The following is a 22,252-nucleotide window of genomic DNA, read 5'->3' as shown; positions in this document are numbered from 1 at the left end:
GTCCCGTTTCCCTTTCGGAATTTCAGCTGGTTCGTCACCGGCACCGGTAAGTCGGTCAGGCATGAGCTATGCCAATAAGCTCAGTTCATACGAACACTCCTTTCTTCTTCGCGCCACAACGGCGCACTCCCTTCGGGTAACGATCACCTATCGTGAAGGAAGGCGCGGGGCCGAAAGGCGTCGTGTCAGGAAGGGTTGTGGCGGGATCGCTTTTTCGCGGGGCGGTCGAATTCGTCGGCGGTGACGTCGAGATCCGCGGCAAGCTGATTGAGAGCGCGCGCTGCGCCCAGGCGCGCCATGCCGTCCTCGCGGGCCGCCGAGCCGCCACCGCGCTCGGCGCGCATCCGGGCGAGCTTTGCCGCCGCACGTAGCGTCTCCGGGTCCATGTCCTTCGCATAGCTGATTCCGCCCGCGGCGAACAGGCCTCGTGGGCCCGGGACCACCCTGGACGATTGGCCGTTCGCCCCGCCATGGGTCCGCCGCAGGAGAGAAGAGGAGGCTCTTTGAGAGCGTCGCAGATGCGACGTTTTAGAGGAGTGAATGACATGACTGTTTCGAAAACTGTTGGAGAATTCCGCAACGTCAACGGGGCGCTGGTGGGCTTCATCGCCTGCGGCGAGATCGACCTTCCCCGCGCCCGGCTGAAGCCGATCAGCAGCAACAATCCCCGCGCACCCAAGTTCGAGGTCGAGGCGATCAACCGCAACGGCCGCTGGGTGCCTTACGGCGCATTGTTCGAGGCGACCGCGATCAACACCACCGGCGAGATCTTCTACTCGGGCGAACTGGACGACCAGTCCTGGCGCTTCCCGATGCAGGTCGCCTTGTTCGGGACCGCCGAAGAAGGGTTCCGGGCTTCGTGGCGCCGCGACGACATGGCGCGTCCGGCCGGCAGGGCGCAGCGCAACCGCGGCGGTGAGGATTATGAGGGCGGCGAGCGCAGCATCGGCGGGGGCGAACGCGGCCCGTCGGGCGGTGGGTTCGGGGGCAGCACCGCGCCGCTCGACGGTGAGGGCGGGACCCGGGGCTTTGCCGGCGATCTCGACGAGGACGTGCCGTTCTGAGGCCAGTCCGATCGGCCGGGGGGCGCTGCGCGCCTCCCGGTTTCTCCCTTCCTCATACCGTTCTTTGAAAGGACCCAACCGATGACCAGGCACGAACCCGTGCGCAGCATCGCCCGCTTCGCCGACCTCAAAACCCTCTATGCCGAGATGACAGCCACTCCCGAATTCCAGGCCGCCTTCGGCGATCCCCTGCCGCTGTCGATCATCGAACCCGCCGACGAGCCGGGCGAACATGGCATGCCCGACGAACTGGCGGCACAGGCCGATAGCGCCGGCGTGATCGCGACGCTGTTCGACCTCTTCGCCGACACGCGGCTGGAGCCGCTGGCGGCCGAGATCGCATGGGGGTTCGTGAACTCCTTCCACTTCGTCGCCGGCAAGCTCGAGCGCCGGGAGGACAGTCTCGCCGACGAGATCGGCGTGCTGGCGCGCAATCCCGAAGGCGGCGAGGTTTATAACCGCGAGCTCGAAGAGAAGCAGCTTCTCTGCCAGTCGACCGCCGAACAGCGGCTCGCGATCGAGACCATGCGCGATTATGCGGCCGAGATGTACCGGGCGATGTCGGGCTGGCCCTGGTCGCCGGCGCGGGGGTCTCGCGCGTCGCGCACGTCCACCGCAAGCCAGATCGCCGCGGTCGATTTCCTGCGGGCGCGCCAGCTCGAACTCCGCGATCGGCACAACCCAAAAGGGCCGATCGTCATCTTCTCCGGACCTGCCGTCTGGCACGATGTCGACCTGCTGTGGGAGCGGCTCGATCTGGTCAGAGAGCAAATCCCGCACATGATTCTGATCACCACTGCGCAGCGTGCGGGGGCGGATCTCATCGCCGAGAAATGGGCCGCGCAGCGCAAGGTCCAGACCGTCCGGTTCAACCTGATGGGCTCGGGCATGAAGGCGGCCTTCTCGCGCAACCGCAAACTTCGCGATCTCAACCCGGTGATGGCGGTCCTGTGCGAGGGGTCGGGCGTCCAGGCCAATCTCTATGAGGAGCTCGATGCCGCCGGCGTGCCTATCCATGCCTTCCGCAAATCCGACCAGGCGCCCGACAAGGGTATGCCGGTGCGCAGTCTTGCAGGCGGCAGGCGGCGAGAACGCCGCCGCGCCGCCGCGGTCGCAGCTTGAACCACGGGAGGATATCATGGCCATCCCGGACGCCTTCCGCCGCAACTTCTCGACCCTGCTGCGCGCAGCCGAGTCGGGAGACCTTGCTCTTGTCGAATGCACCGACGTGCAAACCGGCGAGCCTCGCTACGTGATTTGCGCCGTCGGCCGGGAGGATGGCGACTATGTCATCACGCCCTTCGGGCATCTCCATGATGGCAACCCGTTCGAGGCGTATCGACCACCCGAGAGCTCGCTCCACTGAGGCCCGGGGGCTCGCGCGAGCCACCGGCGTTGGACGGCCGAAGCGGACAAAGGGTCCGCGTCGTCCGATGCGATTCGGGGGGCATCGAGCCCCCCGAATCACAGCCTCTTCCTCTCTCTCAAGCCGTCTTAGTGTGGCACGGGACGCACCGGCCTCAAGGACGACGGGGCCCCACCATTTTCCTTGGCGCGCGAGGGCGGCGGATCCTCGCGAGCGGTGTGCGGCGCCAAAGAAAATCGTGACCCCCGTCGCCGCTGGCGCGGTCGCTTCGCGATCCTTGACCCCGATGCTCGAAGCCCGTGCAGGGGAAATGACCTCTTTCAAGAAAAAGGAGGTTCCCATGACCACGATGTTCCGTAGCACCCGCAGCTTCTCCGAAATCGCCGATCTCATCGCCGCCGAGACCGCCCAGCCCAGCGATGCCTTCGCGCAAGCCTTCTCCTCCGACCTGGACGGGGTCCGCGTGATGCGGGGAGAGGACGAACTCCTCGGCGACATGCCCGATCCGATGGAGGTCCAGCTTGCCACCGAGATGCTGATCAGCACCGTCTTCGATGTCCTGCGCGATACCCGGTTGGAGAAGGTCGCCGAGCGGATCGCATGGGGCATCGTCAACAGCCTGCACAGCACGGCGCGGGGTCTTGCCGGTCAGGCCGACGACGCAGCGCGCGCGGTGAAGGGTCTCATCCGCTGCGCCGATGGCAGCGAGGTGATGATGCGCGAACTGGAGGAGGCGCAGCTCAAATGCCAGGAGCATGACGAGGCCAGCGACGCCATCGCCTGCATGCGGGACCATGCCGCCGCCGCCTTCCGGAACGAAACCGGCAAGCCCTGGTCTGCGGCCCGCGGGTCACTGGTGTCGAGCAAGCGCACCGCCTCGGTGATTGCCGCCACCGATTATCTCGCTGCCCGGCGCGACCGCAGGATCGACCAGCACCATCCGCAGGGGCCGCTCGTCGCCTTCTCGGGCGGGGCGCAATGGGACGATTATCGCGCCATCCACACCGAGCTGGACAAGGCGAGAGCGCTGGCTCCGAACATGGTGTTGCTGACCACGGCACAGGACAGCGGCGCCGACGCGATCGCCGAAGCCTGGGCGGCAGCGAACGGCGTCAAGGTGGTGCGGTTCGACCTGCCGAAGGGACTGGGCAAGCGCGCCGGGTTCGTGCGCAACGACCGGATCGTGGCGATGAAGCCGGTGCATGCGATCGTCTGTGAAGGCTCCGGCATCCAAGGGCACCTCGCGCGTATCCTGCAGGAAGCGGGGGTGCGTCCACGTCTCCTCAGCCGGGTGCAGCCGCATGCCGCAGCCGCGCGGTGAGGAATGCGAAGGGACGGCTCGGGTCATTCCCGGGCCGTCCCTTTTTTTGTCGGGCATACAGGATCGCCGGGCTCAGGGACCCGGCAGAAGGCCAGGCCCGTCGCCCGACGATGCGGCGCCCCGAAAAGGGAGCACCGGCCTCCTGCGCGTGGCTCCGCCATGCTCGTCGCTGGGCCGCCTGCGGGCGACATTGTCATGATCAGCGGGGCTGAGCCGGCAACGCTTTCAGCGCCGCCAGGGAAGGGGATCCGCCCGCACGAATGGCCTGGACGACGAGATCTCTGAACTCGCGTTCGGTGAGCCTTTCGACTTCCAGTTCGGTGACGGCAGCAGCATATTTGCCGCGCAAGGCGCGGCGCGCCGCCTCGACTTCGTCATCGAGTTTACGGCGGCGGGATTCGAGATCGACGAGCCGTTCGCGTTCGGTCTGTTTCGGCATATCCATGTTCCTTCACATGGGTCTGCCCGCCAAGCCCGCATCATCCAAAAGAGCGCGCTCGCGCGCAAGTCCATTCTTGTTGGGTCCCCTTCGGGGGAAGCCACGCCCGTGCCCGGTCGAGGCTGCGCAGCGCTCAGGGCGCTGCGGAAGGGAGGACGCACGCCCGGAGGCGAAGTAATGCACCGTACGCACGGGTGCTGCGATGCTCTTTTCGCCAGTTATTTTAAAGGCTTATGCGTGGCACAGGTCGGCAGCCGATTTGGCGCAATCTGGCCGCCACTGGCAGCCATCCGAGATATGCCGCCGGCTCAAGTCATTGAGCTTGCTTGACTCAATCCAGCTGCCGGCGGCTGCCACCACAAATCCTTGAGATCGCGGCCTAATTCCGCTATAAGGGCGACGCTTCATCATGATCGTCAGGGTGCCAGACGGGAGTCTCGCCCCTTGGCTCGTATCACCATCCGTCTCGACGACGCGCTGTTCAGGCGCCTCGACGGACGCGCCCGCGACGCGGGATCCCCCACCGCCGCTTACTGTCGCGACATCCTCGAGCGCTTCGAGGGCACCGATCCGTCGGGATATCACGCGCGCTTCGACGAGCTCCACGCGACCTGCATTCAGGCGCTCGCAATCCTTGCCGCGTCGGTCGGCAAGCGCACGCCAGAGGTCCTCGAACAGGGGCTGGACGATGCGCGGCGGCTGCTCCGGGAAAGGGGGCTGCTCGATCCCGAGCAGGACCGGCCATGAGCATTTTTCGCCACGACACGCTGGGGAGCTGGACCCGGGGTGGCCAGGCCATCGTCCACAATGTGCGGATGACCACGCAGGTCTTCTATCAGACCCTGGTCGCGGGGCTCGTGATCTGGGTCGGCGGGGTCATCTGGTACGCACTCGAAAAGTCCTCCGAATATGAGCGCTTCGTCCTGATGAAGCTCGCGCAGGCGAGCGTCATGGGGGATTCCATCCCCGGCAACGCGACCCCGTTGCTGTTCAAGACACCGGACGGCCGGCAGTACTGGACCTCACCGAAAGGCCTGCTGGAATCGGGTGTCGCGCACCGGACGCTCGAGGCCTTCGAGACATACCTCATCCATGGGGCGGCGCTGTCCGGCGTGTTCGCGCTCGCGATGCTGTTCTGGGCCTGGTTCTACTTCACCCGGACGGGGAGGGGGCTCGGCTCCAACCAGTTTCTGCGTGGGGCTCGGTTCGGCACCGTCCGGCAGGTGCGGCGGGCGCTCTGGCGGAGCGCTCGCGGCAGCTTCGAGATCGGCGGTGTGAACGTCCCCGATGCGTTCGAGCCCGAACATATCCTGATCTGCGGCGCCCCCGGAACGGGCAAGACCAACATCATCATCAAGATGCTCGACGGGATCCGCCAGCGCGGCAAGCGCGCGATTGTTTATGATACCGCAGGTACCTTCGTCGAGAAATTCTACCGCCCCGGCACCGACATCCTGCTCAACCCACTCGACGTGCGCTCCGACCGCTGGTCCCCCTGGGTCGATGTCCCGCGCGACTATCACTACGACCAGATCGCGGAGTCGACGATCCCGGATAAAGCGGGCGATCCGTTTTGGGCAAAGTCTGCGCGCGGAACGCTGGTCGCAGTGATGCGCAAGCTCGCCCGGCAGCAGCGCACGCTCGTGTCGATCCTCCTCGACACCCTGCTCAGGTCGAAGTTGAAGGATCTGGCCGCGTTCGCGCAAGGGACCGACGCTGCCGCCTTCATCTCCCTGGAGGGGGAGCGGACATCGGCAGGTATCCAGGCCGAGCTTGCCTCGGTGATGCGCTCTTTCTCCTATCTCGATGACACCGAGGACGGGCTTTCGATCCGCGACTGGGTCGCCAACGAAAAGGATGACAGCTGGCTGTTTATCACGGTGAAGGCGGACCAGCTGCCGTCGCTCCGGCCCCTGATCACGGTCTGGCTCGATATTGCGATCAGCGCCATCATGAGCCTTTCCGCCGACCGCAACCGCCGTCTCTATTGCGTAATCGACGAGCTGCCTTCGCTCCAGAAACTGCCGTCGCTCTCGGACTTCCTGGCGCGCGCCCGCAAATATGGCGGGTGCGGCATCCTCGGCTTTCAGTCCTATCCGCAGCTCGAGGCGACCTACGGCATTCAGGATGCCGCGGCGATCACCGGCTATTGTTCGACCTGGGTGGCACTGCGCGCCAACGACACCCCGACCGCGAAGCATGTCTCGGAGAATCTGGGCCAGGTCGAGCAGGTCGAAGCCAATGAGGGCATGTCTTACGGCGTGAACGATATGCGCGACGGGGTGAACCTCTCACGCATGCAGGTCACCCGGCCGCTAGTCATGCACACCGAGGTGACCAATCTGCCCAACCTGTGCGGTTATCTCCGCTTCGGGCGCAATCTGCCGGTCGTACAGTTCCAGGATAGCTACAACCGCGTGCCGTCCGTCTGCGTCGCGTTCGAGGAGCGGTTGTCGCCCCCGGCGCGCATGGCGATCGATCCGCTCGCCGCGTCTGAGCCGGCCACGCAGTCGGAACCTGTAGCGACCCGCCCGCCGGCGAAGCGGCGGCGTGCGCATCAAGAAGAGGCGACGGATGAGCTACCGTTGGCGCCTGCGGTGTCCCCAGCGGAGGCGCAGGAAGCGCCACCATCAGATGAGCCAGTTACGCCGTCGTCGAGCGGCTCCACGGGCGACATCGAGCCGGTAATCGTGACGCCCCAGCTCACATTGTACGGGAGGGCAACTGCGTTCCGGCTTAAGCAGCACGGTCGGCGTGACGGCGACCGCAATGCGGCGGACCCGGCATGATCCATCCCCGCCGCCTCAAGGGCACGCCCGCCAACATCGCGAAATATTACACCGTCGGCGATTATTACACCAAGGGCGGCGACGAGCCGTCCGAATGGGGTGGCAGGATCGCCGCCGAGCTCGGGCTGGAGGGCAGGGTCGATCCCGCCATCTTCGCGGACCTGCTCGCGGGAAAGGTCGGCGACCAACAACTCGGCCGGCACCGGGCCGATGGCAGCATCCAGCATCATCCGGGCTGGGACTTCGCGGTCAGTGCTCCGAAATCGGTATCGATCATGGCGCTCGTTCACGGCGACGAACGTCTGGTCGCGGCGCACGAACGCGCGGTCGGGGTCGCACTCGATTATCTCGAAGAACACGCGATGCTCCGGCATCGATCGAACGGCGAGATCGTCCATGAGACGACCGGGCGCCTGATCTTCGCGAAGTTCACCGAACATGCGTCGCGTCAGCTCGACCCCCAACTCCACACGCATGTCGTGGTTATGAACATGACCAACCGCGACGACGACGGCCAGATGGTCAGTCTCGAAACCCGGGCGATGTATGTCGAGCAGATCGTCGCCGGGCAGGTTTACCGGAACGAGCTGGCACATGAGATCCGGGAGATCGGCTATGAGGTCGCCTCGGACCCTCGCACCGGTCTGTTCGAGATCCACGGTCTTCCTCGCGACCTCATCGTCGAGAATTCCAAACGGTCCCAGGAAATCGAGGCGCATGCGAAGGAGCATGGGCTGACGGGGCAGGCGGCTCGCCGCAAATCGTTCTACGAAACGCGACCCCCGAAGCAGAAGGTCGGCGTTGACGAGCTGCGTGACCGCTGGGCCGCCGCATCTGAAAAGCACCGCGATGCGATGCTGGAGGTGCGCGCCGAAGCCGATCAGACCGGCGACCGCAACCTTGCTCCAGATCCCCAGCTATCCGCCCGCGCCATGTTATTCGGCATCCGCCAGGCCGAGACACGCGAGGCGGTAAACAACCTGGGACGGATGTTCCGCCTCGCACTTGCTTCCCATGTAGGGGAGGTCCGCCTCTCGGATGTCCGACCGCTGGTCGAGGAGCATGAGAAGCGGTTCAAGCTGCTCGCAACGCCCCATCAAACCGGCGACGCGGTCCATACCCGCGGACGGACGACGCGACGCACCGCCCGGTTGGAACTGGCGCTCTCGGAGCATCTCTCGCTGTCGCTTGGCGACGCCTCGCCGATCTCGACCCCCGAACGCATCCGCGCAGTCTTGGCGGAGCCAAGGCTCAATCCCGCACAGGAGGCGGCGCTTCTCCACATCGGCACGACCAGCGATCGGCTGGTCGGCGTTCACGGCGTCGCCGGCGCGGGCAAATCGACATTGGTGAAGGCGCTCAACGAAGCTGCGCCGCGGGGAACGACGCTCATCGCGCTCGCTCCAACTTCGTCGGCAGCCGCCAATCTTGGCGCCAGTGCGGGGATCGAGTTTCGCACCGTTGCCAGTCTGGTCGCCGGGGGCGGACGCAATATCGATGATGGCTATGTCCTGGTGCTCGACGAAGCCGGGCAACTCGGCAACCGCCAGGCGCTTCGCGTGCTCGAGATCAGCCGTATGACGGGGGCACGGCTGATCGTCCTGGGCGACAACAAGCAGACCGGTGCCATCGAGCAGGGCAAGGCCTTTTGGCTGTTGCAGAAGCTCGGGCTGCCGACGGCGGAACTGACCGAATCGGTCCGGCAGGAAACCCGGATGATGAAAGCGGCGGTCACCCAGGCGCGCCTGGGCAATTATGCCGCGTCGCTCGAGAACCTGGACAAGGTTACAAGCGGAGGGGACGCCGAAGCGCTCGCCAAGGGACTGGTTGGCGAATGGACGCGGCTGAAGCCGGAGAACCGCGCCAACACCAACATCCTCGTTCTGGAGAATGCCACCCGCCTGATCGTCAACACGAAGATCAGGGAGGCGCTGAAGACAGAGGGCGCCATCGCGGCCGAGGAGGCCCGTCTGTCGGTCCTGACGCCGTCCGGAATGACCGACCAGGAGAAACACTTCGCCCGGTTCTATTCGGGCGGACAGGTGCTCGTCTTCTCGCGGGACAATGCTGATCTGGGGATCGCGCGCGATGCAGAATATCGCGTCGTCGGGATCGGGCGCGACGGGCGAGGGCGGCAGGTCGTCCGGTTGATCGATGAACATGGTCGCACAATCCGCTGGGATCCTCGCATCGGGAAGGCGTCGCAGGTCAATGTGTTCCGACAGGAAGAGCGCGACCTGTCGAAGGGTGACCGGATCCAATGGCGTCTCGCCAGCAAGGACCTTGATCTCAAGAATGCCGAACGAGGCACGGTGGAGAGTCTCGACGGAAGCCGGGCGACGATACGGTGGGACCGCGACGGCCGGCTCCAGTCGATCGACCTCGGCGAGCATAAGACCTGGGATCATGGCTACGCTGAGACGGTCTATTCGGCGCAGTCGAAGACTTACGCTCGCGCCTACGTCCTTGCTCCGGTCAATTCCGGTCTGGTGAACGGACAGAATTACTACACCGCGATCACGCGAGCCCGGTTTGGTGTGAAGCTCTGGACAGAGGACCGCGACCGGCTCGTCGATAAGCTGGAGCGCCATTCAGGAGAGAAGACGTCGGCACTGGAGGGCTTGGGGCGCCTCGGTCGAGATAGCCACAAGGAACGTGAGGCCCGCCATGGAGATCGGTGGGACCGCCTGCGTGAGCAGCAGCGCAGCGACCGCGGTGCGCGTAAACAGCGGATGGAAGCCGAGCGAGAGGCGCGCCACGGCCTCGAGCAAGGCGGGTTGGCCTATCTCCTGGCGGGACGTGCGCAATCCGCGGCTGGTGCCGTGGACAAATGGCTGACGGGCATCCTGGCCCGCAGCATGGAGAACCCGGCGCGGCCGGCTACCCAATCACAGGCCGAGCCGGCGCAGGCGCAGCAGCAGGATCATGGAGGCAGCCATGATCACTAGTGCCTCGCCGCAGCTGGCCGCGGCGCGGCGCACCATTGTGTCATTCGGCCCCGAGATTGCCCTGGCGATTGCCGTGGCTCTTATTCCACTCCCGTCGTTCGAGGCCCGTGCCGCGAAGCCGAGGTCATCGGATGAGCCAATCGTCGCAGCGTGTATCGCCCGGTCAGCTGGTGGTCGTGCCTGGCTCGGGAAAACCCTCTGGGGATTGCGCGATCAGGAGGGGGGATGGATTGGCGCCGAGATCGCGAATGGCGACGGCAGCCATGATCTCGGGCCGCTGCAGGTCAACAGCTGGTGGGTGCCCCGCCTCGCCGCCGTAAGCGGACGGCCGGAGCGCCACATCCGGCATTGGTTGAAACAGGATGCGTGCTTCAACGTCGAGGCTGCTCGCTGGATATTCCTGTCCGGGCTGGCAACAACCGGCGACTATTGGAAAGCGGTCGGCGTCTATCATAGTCCGACCGGTTGGAGGCAACGCAGATATACAGCGAGTGTCGTCAAGCATCTGCGACGGCGATTCGGCTCGAACCTTTTCGTAGGGACCGCGCGCCCTGCCTCGGCTGCGACGCAATGAGAAGACGGCGCCGACCACGACCGTCCGGGACGGGCATTGTGCCTCCCGCCGTAGACGAAGTGAGAGCAATCGAGGCCGCGCGTGTCCAGGTGCCGAAATTGGCCCCGCTACCGACCGCCGCTTTGCCCCCGGATCCAGAGCCTCCTCAGTCCGTGCGACCAAACCCCTTGCTGGGATTCGGGCCGCAACGAGTTTCCAGGCGCTCGCTATTCTCTCCCGGGCTGGTGGCCGACGCCCGGGCTCATTTCGAGGCGCGCTTGGCTCGACCGGTTAGCGATGACGAAGCGAGAAAATTTCTTGGCGACCTAACGGACTATTTTTTGGCCTTCAAGGGCCAATATTCGCGTCAGAAAGGCGATGGGGATGGCTAAGTAAAACAAAGAAAGCCCAAGTAAGGCACATATCGAACTTATCGAACTTCATTCAAAAACTGGAGGAAGGGTGGTATATTGTGAGTGAGGAGATCAGTAGACATGGCAAAACCGCGCGCAAAAACCGTACAGGCAATGGCTAAGCGTATTGTTACCGAGCGCAACAAGGCCGTTATGTACGCACGGGTATCGACAAGTGAGCAGGAGAAGGAAGGGTTTTCTATCCCGGCCCAGCTGAAGCTGATACGGGAGTATGCCGACCTGAACGGGATTTCGGTTGTTGCCGAACACGTCGACGTCGAGACCGCCAAGCGGGCCGGCCGGGTCGGATTTGAGGAAATGCTTCGGTACATCCGGTCGCATCCCAGCGTCAGGACGATCCTCGTCGAGAAAACCGACAGACTATACCGTAACCTGAAAGACTGGGTGACGGTGGACGGGCTGGATATCGAAATCCACTTCGTGAAAGAGAATGTCGTCCTCTCCCGAGATTCGCGATCTTCGGAAAAGTTCATGCATGGCATCAAGGTGCTGATGGCCAAGAACTACATCGACAACCTCTCCGAGGAGACGCGCAAAGGGATGCTCGAAAAGGCAGAGCAGGGCATTTGGCCGACCTGCGCGCCACTGGGCTATTCGAACGTGATGGGCCCGCTGGGGAAGAAGGTCATCGTGCTCGATCCGGAAGTCGGACCACTGGTCACCCGTGTGTTCGAATGGTTCGAGAGCGGCCAGTATTCCATCAAAGAAGTCACCCAAATGGCCAATGCGGCGGGCCTGCGCTATCGCAAAAGTCAGAAGCCCGTCGGGGGCAGCACGATCAACACCATGCTGCGGAATAGGATCTACACCGGTTCGTTTGAGTGGCTCGGCAAGACGTACAAGGGGTCTCACACGCCGCTCACGACCTACGCGACATGGTCCAACGTGCAGGAGATCCTCGATGGACGGTCCATCTCTAACGTTCACGGTAATCGGCTGCAGTTTGCCTACACAGGGCTGATCACCTGCGGCCACTGTGGCTGCGCGGTCACCGCCGAGCTTAAGAAGGGCCGGTATATCTATTACCACTGCTCGAAATTCAAAGGTCGGTGCCCAGAGCGCTACGTCCGGGAAGAGGTGCTCGACGAGCAGTTCGCCGCTGTCCTTCGGCGGCTCAAGCTGGACGACGTGACATTCGGCCTCATCGAGCGGGCCCTACGCGAGAGCCATGCCGACGAGCGACGCGACCGTGACGAGACAATAGCGCGGCTCCGGGCGGAAGCCGATCGCCTCCAGCACCGGCTCGATAAGCTCTACCTCGATAAGCTAGATGGGCGCGTCACGGATGACTTCCATGATCGGGTTTCAGCGACCTGGCGCGAAGAACGTGATCGGACTCTGCGAAACATGGAGAGCCTCCACTGCGCCGAAGACGACCTGATCGACGACGGCCTGGCGCTCCTGGATTTCGCCCGGACGGCTCACAACCGCTTTGCGGAGCAGTCTCTGGTGACCAAAAGAAGGGCTCTGAATTTGGTATTATCGAACTCGAAATTCGCCTTCGGCGAACTGACGGTCAGCTTCCGCGAACCATTTGGAATTCTTGAGAAAATTGCCACCGATGGTGGATCTGATCCGACCCCTTCGGGGGGGCGAAATGCCCCCCGAAAGGAAATGGCTCCCCGAGTAGGATTCGAACCTACGACCATTCGATTAACAGTCGAATGCTCTACCGCTGAGCTATCGGGGACCACTCTGGTCAACCCCTCGGCGGTGGGTCACCGCGTCGGGAGGCGCGCCTTTAGCACCGGGTTTTCGAAAGGCGCAAGGGGTTTCATGCAATAAATTGTTCCATCGTTATCCGATCGTCCAGTGCGTGCTCCGGATCGAACAGCAGCGTGAGGTCGCGAACGCGGTCGATCTCGACATGGACGCTCGAAACTTCCCGAATCTCGCGCTGATCGGCCACGGCGCTCACCGGGCGCTTGTCGGCCTCCAGCACGCGAATATCGATGCGGGTCTTTTCCGGCAGGATCGCGCCGCGCCAGCGGCGGGGGCGGAACGGGCTGATCGGGGTGAGCGCGAGCAGCGCCGAGCCGAGCGGGAGAATCGGGCCCTGGGCCGAGAAGTTGTACGCCGTCGATCCCGCAGGCGTCGCGACGAGGATGCCGTCGCACACCAGCTCGGGGATCACGATCCGGCCGTTGATCGTCACCTCCAGCTTGGCGGTCTGGCGCGTCTCGCGGAGCAGCGAGGCCTCGTTGATCGCGGGCAGCACGCAGGTCTCGCCTTCCACCGTCGTCGCGGTCATCGCCAGCGGGGCGACGCGGAAGGGGCGGGCGCGTTCCAGCCTCTGGGTGAGCCCGTCGAGCCCCCAGTCGTTCATCAGGAAGCCTACCGTGCCCAGGTTCATCCCGAACACCGGCAGCAGCCGACGCCGCTCCAGCATCGCGTGGAGCGTCTGCAGCATGAAGCCGTCGCCGCCGAGCGCGACGACCTCGTCGGCCTGATCGATCGGCACCCAGTCATAGGCCTGGCGGAGCTCCTCCGCCGCGGTCTGCGCCGGTGCGGTGGGCGAGGCGAGCAATGCGCGCGACTTCCCCATGCTCATCCGCCGGTGACGCTCATGTGGCGGGAGACCGCAGGCGCGGCACCGGCCTCGATGCGGAAATCATGCCGCTCGGGCTTGGCGGCGAGCGCGCGGTCGATCGCCGCGTCCACCGCTTCCAGCCCGCCCGCGCGGATCGCTGCCTTCAGATCCACCGAATCCTCATGCCCCAGGCACATGTGCAGCCGTCCGTCGGTGGAGAGCCGGACGCGGTTGCAGCTTGCGCAGAAATTGTTCGTAAGCGGCGAAATCAGCCCCAGCCGGCTGTCCGTACCCCCGACGCGCCAGTAGCGCGCCGGTCCACCGCTGTCGTACGAATCGGCAACCAGGTCGAACTGTCCCTTCAGCCGCGCCAGCACCTCGGGCAGCGGCAGGAAGCGATCGGCGCGGTCCTCGTCGATCACGCCCATCGGCATCGTCTCGATCAGCGACAGGTCCATGCCGTTCGCCGCGACCCAGGCGAGCATCGGCGCGATCTCGTCTTCGTTGAGGCCGCGCAGCGCGACCATGTTGATCTTCACCCGCAGCCCCGCATCCCGCGCCGCGGCGATGCCGTCCAGCACCTGCGCCACGTCGCCATGGCGGGTGATGTAGCGGAAGGTCTCCGGATCGCGGCTGTCCATGCTCACATTGATGCGGCGCACGCCTGCGGCGGCGAGCTGATCGGCATATTGCGCCAGCCGTGTCGCATTGGTGGTGAGGGTGAGTTCCTTGAGCCCATCCCCGATCCGCGCGCCGAGCTGTTCGACCAGCGTCATCATGTTGCGGCGGACGAGCGGCTCGCCGCCGGTCAGCCGGATCTTGGTGACGCCGCGATCGACGAAGCGGCCGGCGATCGCCGCCAGTTCTTCGAGGCTGAGCACCGCCTCGCGCGGCAGGAAGGTCATGTGCTCCGCCATGCAGTAGCGGCAGCGCAGATCGCAGCGGTCGGTGACGGAGATGCGCAGATAGCGGATCGCCCGGTTGTGGCGATCGACCAGCGTGGGCGGCGTCGCGAGGGCGGGGGCGCTGGCCATAGATCGTGGAGGTAAGGCGTTGAACCGCGCTGCACAAGGCTTGGATGGCGGATCAGGCAGCGAGCCGCTATCGAGGTCGGCATGGAAGAAGGGTTCACGATCGTCCAGGGCACCGCGCCTGCCCCCGAGGTGCCGGTATTCGTACTCTCGTTCCGCCAGCGCGACGAGGTTGCCGCCGCGGCTGCGGGCGGGGGATGGCGAGTGGTGGCGGCGCGCCGCAGCGAAGGACTGGAGACCCGATTCCTCGCGAGCGGCGCCTCGGTCGCGGTGATCGACGCGCGCGGGGCGATGAGCGAAGGGTTGGACGCGGCACGGCTGCTCGGCCCGACGATCAAGGCCTATGGTGCGGCGCTGCTGATCCTCGTGTCGCAGAGCGATACCGTGCACATGGGGCGCTTCTACGATGCGGGCGCGACGCATTTCCTTGGGAGCCCGATGTCCTCCGCCGCGATCGCCCATGCGATCCGATTCGCCGAGCGCTATGTCGAGCGACTGTCGGGCTGGGCGGGGCAGGGCACTAGCACGTCCAATCCGCTGGGCTGGCGGTTCGATCCGGCCTCGGGCTCGATCGAACTGACGCCGGCGCTCGCCCAGTTGCTAGACCTGCCCGAGGCGCCGGGGCCGCGTGCGCTGTTCGGCCGGCTGGCGCTGTCCGACCGGCGGCTGGCCTGGGCTGCGCTGCGACGCCTACGCGAGGCAGGGTCGACCGCCTTTGCCCATGATCTGCCCGGCAAGGGGCGGGTGGTGCAGCATCTCCAGTACGACGCCGAGACCGGCCAGATCGACGCGCTGGTCGAGCCGCTCGGGATGACGCCGGACGCCGGTGCGGCGGTGCGCGACGTGCTGACCGGCGCCCGCGATGCCCCCAGCGCGCGGCGCTGGATCGATCGCGCGATGGAAAAGGGCCAGCGGATCGGGCTGGTGCTGGTGGGCCTCACCCGCTTCGACACGATCAATACCGCCTATGGCCGCCCGGCCGGTGACGAACTGCTCCGGGGCGTCTCGCGCCGCGTAGCGGAGGCCGCGCGCGAGACGCTCGGTTCCGATGTGGTGGTGGCGCGAATCGGCGGATCGGATTTTCTGGCGGCGGCGGTGGATCCGGGCACGTCGGCGCTGCGTAACGCGGCGCGACGGATCGAGGAGGCGCTCGCACGCCCGTTCGTCGCCGCGGGCGAGCTGGTCCATCTCGGCGCCAAGGTGGCGCTGACCGAAAGCGTCGCGGGCGACGGCGCGGCCAGCCTGCTGCGCCGCGCGAGCGAAACGCTGCTGGGCGAAGGCGCGACGCGGCCCGGAAGCGGTCCTTCGATCGAATCGCTCATCGGCGATTTGCGGCGCGGCATCGAGCGCGGCGAGATCGGCGTGCTGTTCCAGCCCCAGGTTGCGGTGGCGACCGGGCAGATCACCGGCGTGGAGGCGCTGGCGCGCTGGCAGCATCCCCAGCATGGCGAGATCGGGGCCGAACCCCTGTTCGCGGCGGCGGAGCGGGCCGGGCTTTCCGGGGTGCTGAGCGAGCATGTCCAGCGCCGCGCGCTGACGATCGCCGCGCATTGGCCGCGCTCGCTGAGCAGCCTGCGGCTTTCGATCAACGTGACCGCCGGCGATGTCGGCCGACCGGGATTTGGCGAAAGCCTGCTGCGCTGGATCGACGCGACAGGGTTTCCGCGCCATCGGCTCACGCTGGAGATCACCGAAAGCGGCATCATGGACGATCTCAGCGAAGCGGCGGCGCTGCTGTCGGACCTGCGGACGGCGGGGTGCCGCGTGGCCATCGACGATTTCGGCACCGGCTATTCCAGCCTTGCCTATTTGAAGGCGCTGCCGCTCGACTATCTCAAGATCGACAAGAAGCTGTCCAATGAGATCACCGGTTCGCCGCGCGACCGGATCGTGGTGCGCGGGGTTATCGACATGGCGCGGTCGCTGGGCTTGGCGGTGGTGGCGGAAGGTGTCGAGACCGAGGCGCAACTGGACCTGCTCGCCAAGGAAGGCTGCCAGTATTTCCAGGGCTTTCTTTGCTCGCCGCCGATCGACGTGCCGGCGCTCGCCACGCTGGTGCGCGACTGGTGAGCGCCGGCCGTCCGATCAGAGATCCGGCCGCATAAGCGCCGGGACCGCCGCGGCAGGCAGCGGGCGATAGCCGCCGAAGCGCGAACCCGTCTTTTCGGTGCGGAATTGCGCGGCGAGATTGGCGAGGTCGCCGACTTCGTTGGCGAGGTTCTGCGCGGCAGCCGAGGTTTCCTCGACCATCGCGGCATTCTGTTGCGTCGCGCGGTCCATTGCGCCCACAGCGTTGGAAATCTCGCTGATTGCCGTGGACTGGGCGCCGTTGTCGCTCGCCATGCTGCCAAGCAGGTCATGGACCTGGCTGACGTCGCCCGAGATATTCGCCAGGGCGCCGTCCACCTTCTGCACGGCGTCCACCGCGACCACGATCTCGGCCTGGGTCATGGTGAGCTGCTCGCGGGCCCGCCCGGCCTCCTCCTCGGCGCGCATCGCCAGCGCGGAGACGAGATCGGCGACGACTGCGAAGCCGCGGCCCGCTTCCCCGGCGCGACCGGCCTCGACGGCAGCGTTCATCGCCAGAACCCGCGTCTGGAACGCGATCTTGTCCAGCCCCTCGATCACGCTGTCGGTGCCCTTGGCGGCCTCCGAAACGCGGCCCATCGCCTGCGAGGCCTCGTCGGCGATCGCACGCCCCTGGCCGACGGTGGTGAGTGCCTGGTCCGCGCGCGTGACGGTGTGGCGCGCCGCCTCGGCGGTGGAGCGGAATCGCGCGTCCATCTGGGACACGGCGGCAGTGGTCTGCTCGAGGCTGGCGGCGTTGCCCTGGGTGCGACGAGACAGATCCTCGGCGGCCTGCGAAATCTCGTTGATGCCCGAGCGGATCCGCATCGTGCCGTCGCCGACCGACGCGATCATCTCGCGGATGCGGTCCAGCGTCTTGTTGTAGCTCTTCTCCAGTGCGGCGAAGCTGTCGGGCAGGCCGCTCATTTCGTTGGTGAGATCGCCTTCCGCCAATGCGGTCAGGGCCTTCTCGAATGCACCGATGGCCGCCTCTCGCTCCACCTGCGCCTCTTCGAAATAGATCGAGAGCGAGACTTCCATGTCAAGCAGCGCGGCCTTGACCAGCGCGATCGTCGCCTTGTGGGTGCTGGGCCCCCGGAACAGGCGCATGAGGCGCTTGAACGGGTTGTTGAGGCGATGCACGCCGGCGATCAGATGCTCGAGGACGATCGCGTAGCTGCCTACATACCAGCGCGGCTCCAGGCCGATTTTGGCGTGGGTTGCGCCGATTCGGCGGGCGCTGGCATGATAGTCCTGGTTGAAGTCGCCGGCGGCGATGCGCGCCCAATGCTTTTGCTGGGCGGCTTTGGCGAGGCTTATATGGGCTTGGTCGCGGAAGAAGCGGGCGGTGTCCGGCGTCGCCGAGGCACGGGCATAGAAGCGATCCAGCGCATCGCCCAGCGTCGCCTCCACCCATGGCTGGGTAGCTCGCAACGTGGCACGCTGGGCATCGTCCATCTCCATGAAGCTGAGCCGCGACGTCATCTGTTCGGGCACGGGGCCGATCCTTTCCTGTCCTGCAAACATGGCTGGCCCATCGCGCGACAAGCCATTCTTAAGCATCATAGTATGGCCGAAGGGACAGGTGGGGCCGCTAAGTACAATTCCGATGCGGGCGGATCCCTGTAGCGGCAAGTTGCGCAATGCAGGATGAAAACGATTTCTCCTATGGCTCGTCTGCGCAAAATCGTTGGGAATGCCGGAAGCATCTGTGCTGTACTCTCCCGGTAGTTGTGAGAACCGGTCGCCGAGGGAGTTGAGGAATGGTGTTTCTGGGATTGTTGATGGTTTTGGCCGGCATTGATCAAGATGCAGTGGAGAAAGCGATCGCCGAAAGTGTCGCTGGTTGGAATGCCGGCGAAGTTGAACGCTTTATGCGCGTCTATTCAGCAAATGAAGATGCCAGCTTCGTCACTGGCGAGGGGCTGGTGCGCGGCAAATCGGCGATGATCGCCCGCTATCGCGCGAAATACGACTTTTCGGATCCTGCCAAGCGCGGAACGCTGACCATCGAGCGGCTCGACTATCGCCCGCTCGGCCGCAACCATGCCCTCTATATCGGCCGCTACACGCTGCGCTATCCGGACGGCCGGCGCGCGTCGGGCCCGACCAGCCTCGTGCTGCGTCACGAAGCCGGCGGGTGGAAGATCATCGCCGATCACAGCAGCTGACGCGGATCAGCCCGCGGCGCGTGCCAGCCCGCGCGAGAGCTGGAGCGCGCCGTGCAGCCGCGCCGCCGGGTTCGCCCAGGCGCGGTTGATCACCAGCTTCATGTCCGGCCGCAGCCGCGCCGTCTCGCCCAGCTTCTCGACATAGGCAATCAGCGCTGCCGGATTGGGGAAGTTGTCGTTGTGGAACGACACCAGCGCGCCCTTCGGCCCCAGATCGAGCTTGGCGATGCACGCTTTCTTGGCGTTGAGCTTGGTCTCGATCAGCCGCAGCAGATTGTCGGTCGCTTCGGGCAGCTTGCCGAAGCGGTCGATCAGCTCGGCGGCGAAGCTTTCGATGCCGTCGGTATCCTCGATCTCGTTGAGCCGGCGGTAGAGCCCCATGCGCAAATCGAGATCGGGGACATAGTCCTCGGGGATGAGGATCGGCGCATCGACGGTGATCTGCGGCGACAGGTCCTTGGGCCGGCTCTCGTCGCGCAGGCCGCCGGCCTTGGCGTCCATGATCGCCTCCTCCAGCATCGACTGGTAGAGTTCGTAGCCGACTTCCTTGATGTGGCCCGACTGCTCGTCGCCGAGCAGATTGCCCGCGCCGCGAATGTCGAGATCGTGGCTGGCGAGCTGGAAGCCCGCCCCCAGGCTCTCCAGATCGGACAGCACCTTGAGCCGCTTTTCCGCCGCCTCGGTCATCTGCCGCTGGGGCGGGGTGGTCATATAGGCATAGGCGCGGGTCTTGGCCCGGCCGACGCGGCCGCGCAGCTGGTAGAGCTGGGCGAGGCCGAACTTGTCGGCGCGGTTGATGATCAGCGTGTTGGCGCTCGGGATGTCGAGCCCGCTCTCGACAATGGTGGTCGAGACCAGCACCTCGAACTTTCGGTCGTAGAAGGCGGAGATCCGCTCCTCCACTTCCGTCGGCGACATCTGGCCGTGGGCGACGACATAGCGGACCTCGGGGACCTCGTTGCGGAGGAACTCCTCGATCTCGGGCAGGTCGGCGATACGCGGGGTAACAAAATAGCTCTGCCCGCCGCGATAATGTTCGCGAAGCAGCGCCTCGCGCAGCACCACCGGATCCCAGGGCATCACATAGGTGCGCACCGCGAGGCGGTCGACCGGCGGGGTCTGGATCACCGAAAGCTCGCGCAACCCGCTCATCGCCATCTGCAGCGTGCGCGGGATCGGCGTGGCGGTGAGGGTGAGAACGTGGACGTCGGTCTTGAGCGCCTTCAGCCGCTCCTTGTGGGTGACGCCGAAGCGCTGTTCCTCGTCGACGATGACGAGGCCCAGCCGCTTGAAGTCGATATTCTTCGCCAGCACCGCATGGGTCCCGACGACGATGTCGATCGTGCCGGCGGCGAGCCCGTCCTTCACCTTCTTGGTCTCGCCCGCCGTGACCAGGCGCGAGAGTCGGCCGATCTCGAGCGGGAAGCCTTCGAAGCGCGTCTTGAAGTTGTTGTAATGCTGGCGGGCGAGCAGGGTGGTGGGGCACACCACCGCCACCTGCATGCCGGCCATCGCCGCGACGAAGGCGGCGCGCAGCGCAACCTCGGTCTTGCCGAAGCCGACATCGCCGACGACGAGCCGGTCCATCGGCCGCCCGGCGGCAAGATCGCCGAGCACGTCGCCGATCGCGCGGTCCTGGTCGTCGGTTTCCTCGAATGGGAAGCGATCGACGAAGGCCGGGTAGCCGCCATGATCGGGCTCGGCGATCTCGGCGCCGCGGGTGGCGCGCAGGGCTGCGGTGGCGATCAGCTCGCCCGCGATCTCGCGGATCCGCTCCTTCATCCGCGCCTTGCGGCGCTGCCAAGCCTCGCCGCCTAGGCGGTCCAGCGTCGCGCCTTCCTCGCCCGAGCCGTAGCGGCTCAGCACTTCGAGATTCTCGACCGGCACGTAGAGCTTGTCGCCGCCGGCATATTCGAGCGCGACGCAATCGTGCGGCGCCTTCTGCACCGGGATCTGGGTCAGCCCCTCATAGCGGCCGATGCCGTGGTCGAGATGGACGACGAGGTCGCCGGGCGAGAGCGTCGCCAGTTCCTGGAGGAAGGCGTCGGTATTCTTGCGGCGCTTGGCGCGGCGGACGAGGCGGTCCCCGAGCATGTCCTGCTCGGTGAGCACGGCCACGTCGGGCGTGGTGAAGCCATGGTCGAGCGGCAGGACAAGCAGCGCGACCTGCAGCCCGCTGCCGTTCGGATTGGCGACACCGAGCGCCGGCTGCCAGCCATCGACCGGCACCGCACCGGTGAGACCATGATCCTCGAGCAGCCCCTTCAGTCGCTCGCGCGCGCCGATCGAATAGCTGGCGAGCACCGGCTTCTTGCCTTGGCTCCGGACGGCCTTGAGGTGGGCGACCACCGCTTCGTAGACATTGCTGCCGGCAGCGCGCTCGGGGGCGAAGTCGCGCGGCCCGTCGACGCCGAACTCGACCACGCGATCCGATTCGGGCTCGTGGAACGGTGTCGCCAGATGCATCGGCTGCGCATCGACCTGCGCCTGCCATTCCTTGGCGAGCAGATAGAGGTCGCCGGCCTTGAGCGGGCGGTAGCTGCCCGGATCGGCCGACTGGGCCTTGATCCGGTTTTCCTGATAGTCCTTGATCGCCTCGAAGCGCTGCTCGGCGGCCGCTGGCGCGCCGCCGTCCCGGACGATCACGCCATGATCGGGCAGGTGATCGAACAGCGTTTCCAGCCGTTCCTCGAACAGCGGCAGCCAATGCTCCATGCCGGCGAGGCGGCGGCCTTCGCTGATCGCCTGGTAGAGCGGGTCGCCCGTCGCGGTCGCACCGAAGCGGTCGCGATAGCCGCTGCGGAAGCGCTTGATGCTCTCCTCGTCGAGCAGCGCTTCGCTCGCGGGCAGCAGGGTGAAGCCGTCGACGCGGCCGGTGGTGCGCTGGTCCTGCGGATCGAAGGTGCGCACGCTCTCGATCTCATCGCCGAAGAAATCGAGCCGCAGTGCCTGCTCGGCACCACTCGGGAAGAGGTCGACCAGGCCGCCGCGCACCGCGAACTCGCCATGATCATTCACCGTCTCGACGCGGACATAGCCGTTCGCCTGCAGCAGATAGGCGAGCTTATCCAGTCCGATCCGCTCGCCGGGAGCGAGTCGCGCGACCAACTGGCGGATGCGGAACGGGGTAAGGGTGCGCTGGGTGGCGGCGTTGACCGTAGTGACGAGCAGACGGGGCTTGTCGCTCCTGCCCTGGAGCGCATGGAGGGTGGCAAGCCGCTCCGCCATCACGCGCAGGGTCGGGCTGGCGCGGTCATAGGGGAGGCAGTCCCAGGCGGGGTAGCTGAGCACCTCCAGCTCGGGCGCAAAGAAGGTCGCGGTGCCCGCCACCGCGCGCATGCCCGCCTCGTCGGCGGCGACGAACACCGCCATCCGGCTGGCGCGCGCGACATCGGCCAGCATCCAGGGCAGGAAGCCGCTCGGCACGCCGGCGAGCGTCAGCGGGTGCTTGGCGGAAAGGATCGTCTTCAGGTCGGGCATGGGGTCTCGTCTTGGCAGGTCGGCTCGATCACCCTCACCCTCCCCACCGCCTTCGGCGG

16 protein-coding genes, 1 tRNA gene and 1 pseudogene are annotated in these 22,252 nt (G+C 65.8%); 11 read left to right on the top strand and 7 right to left on the bottom strand.

Annotated features, from left to right (window positions below):
• Positions 1 to 185: 185 nt before the first annotated feature.
• Positions 186 to 386, bottom strand: a complete 201-nt coding sequence (locus S2M10_RS11175) for a hypothetical protein (RefSeq protein WP_168846120.1) — start codon at positions 384 to 386, stop codon at positions 186 to 188.
• Positions 387 to 545: 159 nt separating this feature from the next.
• Here S2M10_RS11175 and S2M10_RS11170 point away from each other — a divergent pair, with 159 nt between their 5' ends.
• From S2M10_RS11170 to S2M10_RS11155, 4 genes are all read left to right on the top strand, one after another.
• Positions 546 to 1,064, top strand: a complete 519-nt coding sequence (locus S2M10_RS11170) for a DUF736 family protein (protein WP_168846119.1) — start codon at positions 546 to 548, stop codon at positions 1,062 to 1,064.
• Positions 1,065 to 1,145: 81 nt separating this feature from the next.
• Positions 1,146 to 2,186, top strand: coding sequence for a DUF2493 domain-containing protein (locus S2M10_RS11165; protein ID WP_168846118.1), 1,041 nt, complete (start codon positions 1,146 to 1,148; stop codon positions 2,184 to 2,186).
• Between the two features lie 16 nt (positions 2,187 to 2,202).
• The gene (locus S2M10_RS11160; RefSeq protein WP_168846117.1) at positions 2,203 to 2,430 is read left to right on the top strand and encodes a DUF6117 family protein; all 228 of its coding nucleotides are present in this window, start codon (positions 2,203 to 2,205) and stop codon (positions 2,428 to 2,430) included.
• A gap of 340 nt (positions 2,431 to 2,770) precedes the next feature.
• Entirely contained in the window at positions 2,771 to 3,751 is a 981-nt protein-coding gene (locus tag S2M10_RS11155; RefSeq protein WP_168846116.1) for an SLOG family protein, read from the top strand.
• 199 nt (positions 3,752 to 3,950) lie between these two features.
• Here the strand turns inward: S2M10_RS11155 and S2M10_RS11150 are convergent, their stop codons facing one another.
• A complete protein-coding gene (locus S2M10_RS11150; RefSeq protein ID WP_168846115.1) occupies positions 3,951 to 4,190 on the bottom strand; it encodes a hypothetical protein in 240 nt (79 codons plus the stop codon).
• A gap of 444 nt (positions 4,191 to 4,634) precedes the next feature.
• Here S2M10_RS11150 and S2M10_RS11145 point away from each other — a divergent pair, with 444 nt between their 5' ends.
• From S2M10_RS11145 to S2M10_RS11125, 5 genes and pseudogenes are all read left to right on the top strand, one after another.
• Positions 4,635 to 4,937, top strand: coding sequence for a hypothetical protein (locus S2M10_RS11145; protein WP_168846114.1), 303 nt, complete (start codon positions 4,635 to 4,637; stop codon positions 4,935 to 4,937).
• On the top strand, positions 4,934 to 6,979 hold the full coding sequence (locus S2M10_RS11140) for a type IV secretion system DNA-binding domain-containing protein (protein WP_168846113.1): 2,046 nt from the start codon (positions 4,934 to 4,936) through the stop codon (positions 6,977 to 6,979). The genes S2M10_RS11145 and S2M10_RS11140 overlap by 4 nt, the downstream gene beginning before the upstream one ends.
• Positions 6,976 to 9,927 carry a MobF family relaxase gene (gene mobF, locus S2M10_RS11135; protein WP_168846112.1) on the top strand — a complete coding sequence of 984 codons (2,952 nt, stop codon included), beginning with the start codon at positions 6,976 to 6,978 and terminating at the stop codon, positions 9,925 to 9,927. Before S2M10_RS11140 ends, mobF begins: the two co-directional genes overlap by 4 nt.
• Positions 9,917 to 10,501 (top strand): lytic transglycosylase domain-containing protein, encoded by a 585-nt coding sequence (locus S2M10_RS11130; RefSeq protein ID WP_247650752.1) that lies wholly within the window; start codon positions 9,917 to 9,919, stop codon positions 10,499 to 10,501. Before mobF ends, S2M10_RS11130 begins: the two co-directional genes overlap by 11 nt.
• Positions 10,502 to 10,974: 473 nt before the next feature.
• Positions 10,975 to 12,012 (top strand): annotated as a pseudogene (locus S2M10_RS11125) (recombinase family protein); the annotation flags it as partial.
• Between the two features lie 517 nt (positions 12,013 to 12,529).
• On the opposite strand, the gene S2M10_RS11120 reads toward S2M10_RS11125, so the two are convergent.
• The 3 genes from S2M10_RS11120 to moaA form a co-directional block, all read right to left on the bottom strand.
• Positions 12,530 to 12,604: transfer RNA gene (locus tag S2M10_RS11120), tRNA-Asn, on the bottom strand.
• 84 nt (positions 12,605 to 12,688) lie between these two features.
• Positions 12,689 to 13,465: an NAD kinase gene (locus S2M10_RS11115; protein ID WP_168846111.1), complete on the bottom strand. Its 777-nt coding sequence runs from the start codon at positions 13,463 to 13,465 to the stop codon at positions 12,689 to 12,691.
• Positions 13,462 to 14,478 carry a GTP 3',8-cyclase MoaA gene (gene moaA, locus S2M10_RS11110; protein ID WP_168846110.1) on the bottom strand — a complete coding sequence of 339 codons (1,017 nt, stop codon included), beginning with the start codon at positions 14,476 to 14,478 and terminating at the stop codon, positions 13,462 to 13,464. Before moaA ends, S2M10_RS11115 begins: the two co-directional genes overlap by 4 nt.
• A gap of 81 nt (positions 14,479 to 14,559) precedes the next feature.
• Here moaA and S2M10_RS11105 point away from each other — a divergent pair, with 81 nt between their 5' ends.
• Positions 14,560 to 16,545, top strand: coding sequence for a bifunctional diguanylate cyclase/phosphodiesterase (locus S2M10_RS11105; RefSeq protein ID WP_168846109.1), 1,986 nt, complete (start codon positions 14,560 to 14,562; stop codon positions 16,543 to 16,545).
• Positions 16,546 to 16,560: 15 nt separating this feature from the next.
• On the opposite strand, the gene S2M10_RS11100 is transcribed toward S2M10_RS11105, so the two are convergent.
• The gene (locus S2M10_RS11100) at positions 16,561 to 18,027 is read right to left on the bottom strand and encodes a globin-coupled sensor protein (protein ID WP_168846131.1); all 1,467 of its coding nucleotides are present in this window, start codon (positions 18,025 to 18,027) and stop codon (positions 16,561 to 16,563) included.
• 278 nt (positions 18,028 to 18,305) lie between these two features.
• Between S2M10_RS11100 and S2M10_RS11095 the strand changes: the two genes are divergently transcribed.
• Positions 18,306 to 18,713: an SgcJ/EcaC family oxidoreductase gene (locus S2M10_RS11095; protein WP_168846108.1), complete on the top strand. Its 408-nt coding sequence runs from the start codon at positions 18,306 to 18,308 to the stop codon at positions 18,711 to 18,713.
• A 6-nt stretch (positions 18,714 to 18,719) separates the two neighbouring features.
• Here the strand turns inward: S2M10_RS11095 and mfd are convergent, their stop codons facing one another.
• Positions 18,720 to 22,193, bottom strand: a complete 3,474-nt coding sequence (gene mfd, locus S2M10_RS11090; RefSeq protein WP_168846107.1) for a transcription-repair coupling factor — start codon at positions 22,191 to 22,193, stop codon at positions 18,720 to 18,722.
• Between the last annotated feature and the right edge of the window lie 59 nt (positions 22,194 to 22,252).

The organism is Sphingomonas sp. S2M10, from assembly GCF_012650175.1.
Classification (GTDB): Bacteria; Pseudomonadota; Alphaproteobacteria; order Sphingomonadales; family Sphingomonadaceae; genus Sphingomonas.
The sequence above is the reverse complement of the archived record's forward strand: the minus strand, read 5'-3'. Positions and strand labels throughout refer to the sequence as shown.

Coding starts and splice junctions, on each gene's coding strand:
- S2M10_RS11175 (WP_168846120.1), bottom strand. CDS start 386: ATGGACCCGGAGACGCTACGTGCGGCGGCAAAGCTCGCCCGGATGCGC.
- S2M10_RS11170 (WP_168846119.1), top strand. CDS start 546: ATGACTGTTTCGAAAACTGTTGGAGAATTCCGCAACGTCAACGGGGCG.
- S2M10_RS11165 (WP_168846118.1), top strand. CDS start 1,146: ATGACCAGGCACGAACCCGTGCGCAGCATCGCCCGCTTCGCCGACCTC.
- S2M10_RS11160 (WP_168846117.1), top strand. CDS start 2,203: ATGGCCATCCCGGACGCCTTCCGCCGCAACTTCTCGACCCTGCTGCGC.
- S2M10_RS11155 (WP_168846116.1), top strand. CDS start 2,771: ATGACCACGATGTTCCGTAGCACCCGCAGCTTCTCCGAAATCGCCGAT.
- S2M10_RS11150 (WP_168846115.1), bottom strand. CDS start 4,190: ATGCCGAAACAGACCGAACGCGAACGGCTCGTCGATCTCGAATCCCGC.
- S2M10_RS11140 (WP_168846113.1), top strand. CDS start 4,934: ATGAGCATTTTTCGCCACGACACGCTGGGGAGCTGGACCCGGGGTGGC.
- mobF (WP_168846112.1), top strand. CDS start 6,976: ATGATCCATCCCCGCCGCCTCAAGGGCACGCCCGCCAACATCGCGAAA.
- S2M10_RS11130 (WP_247650752.1), top strand. CDS start 9,917: ATGATCACTAGTGCCTCGCCGCAGCTGGCCGCGGCGCGGCGCACCATT.
- S2M10_RS11115 (WP_168846111.1), bottom strand. CDS start 13,465: ATGAGCATGGGGAAGTCGCGCGCATTGCTCGCCTCGCCCACCGCACCG.
- moaA (WP_168846110.1), bottom strand. CDS start 14,478: ATGGCCAGCGCCCCCGCCCTCGCGACGCCGCCCACGCTGGTCGATCGC.
- S2M10_RS11105 (WP_168846109.1), top strand. CDS start 14,560: ATGGAAGAAGGGTTCACGATCGTCCAGGGCACCGCGCCTGCCCCCGAG.
- S2M10_RS11100 (WP_168846131.1), bottom strand. CDS start 18,027: ATGACGTCGCGGCTCAGCTTCATGGAGATGGACGATGCCCAGCGTGCC.
- S2M10_RS11095 (WP_168846108.1), top strand. CDS start 18,306: ATGGTGTTTCTGGGATTGTTGATGGTTTTGGCCGGCATTGATCAAGAT.
- mfd (WP_168846107.1), bottom strand. CDS start 22,193: ATGCCCGACCTGAAGACGATCCTTTCCGCCAAGCACCCGCTGACGCTC.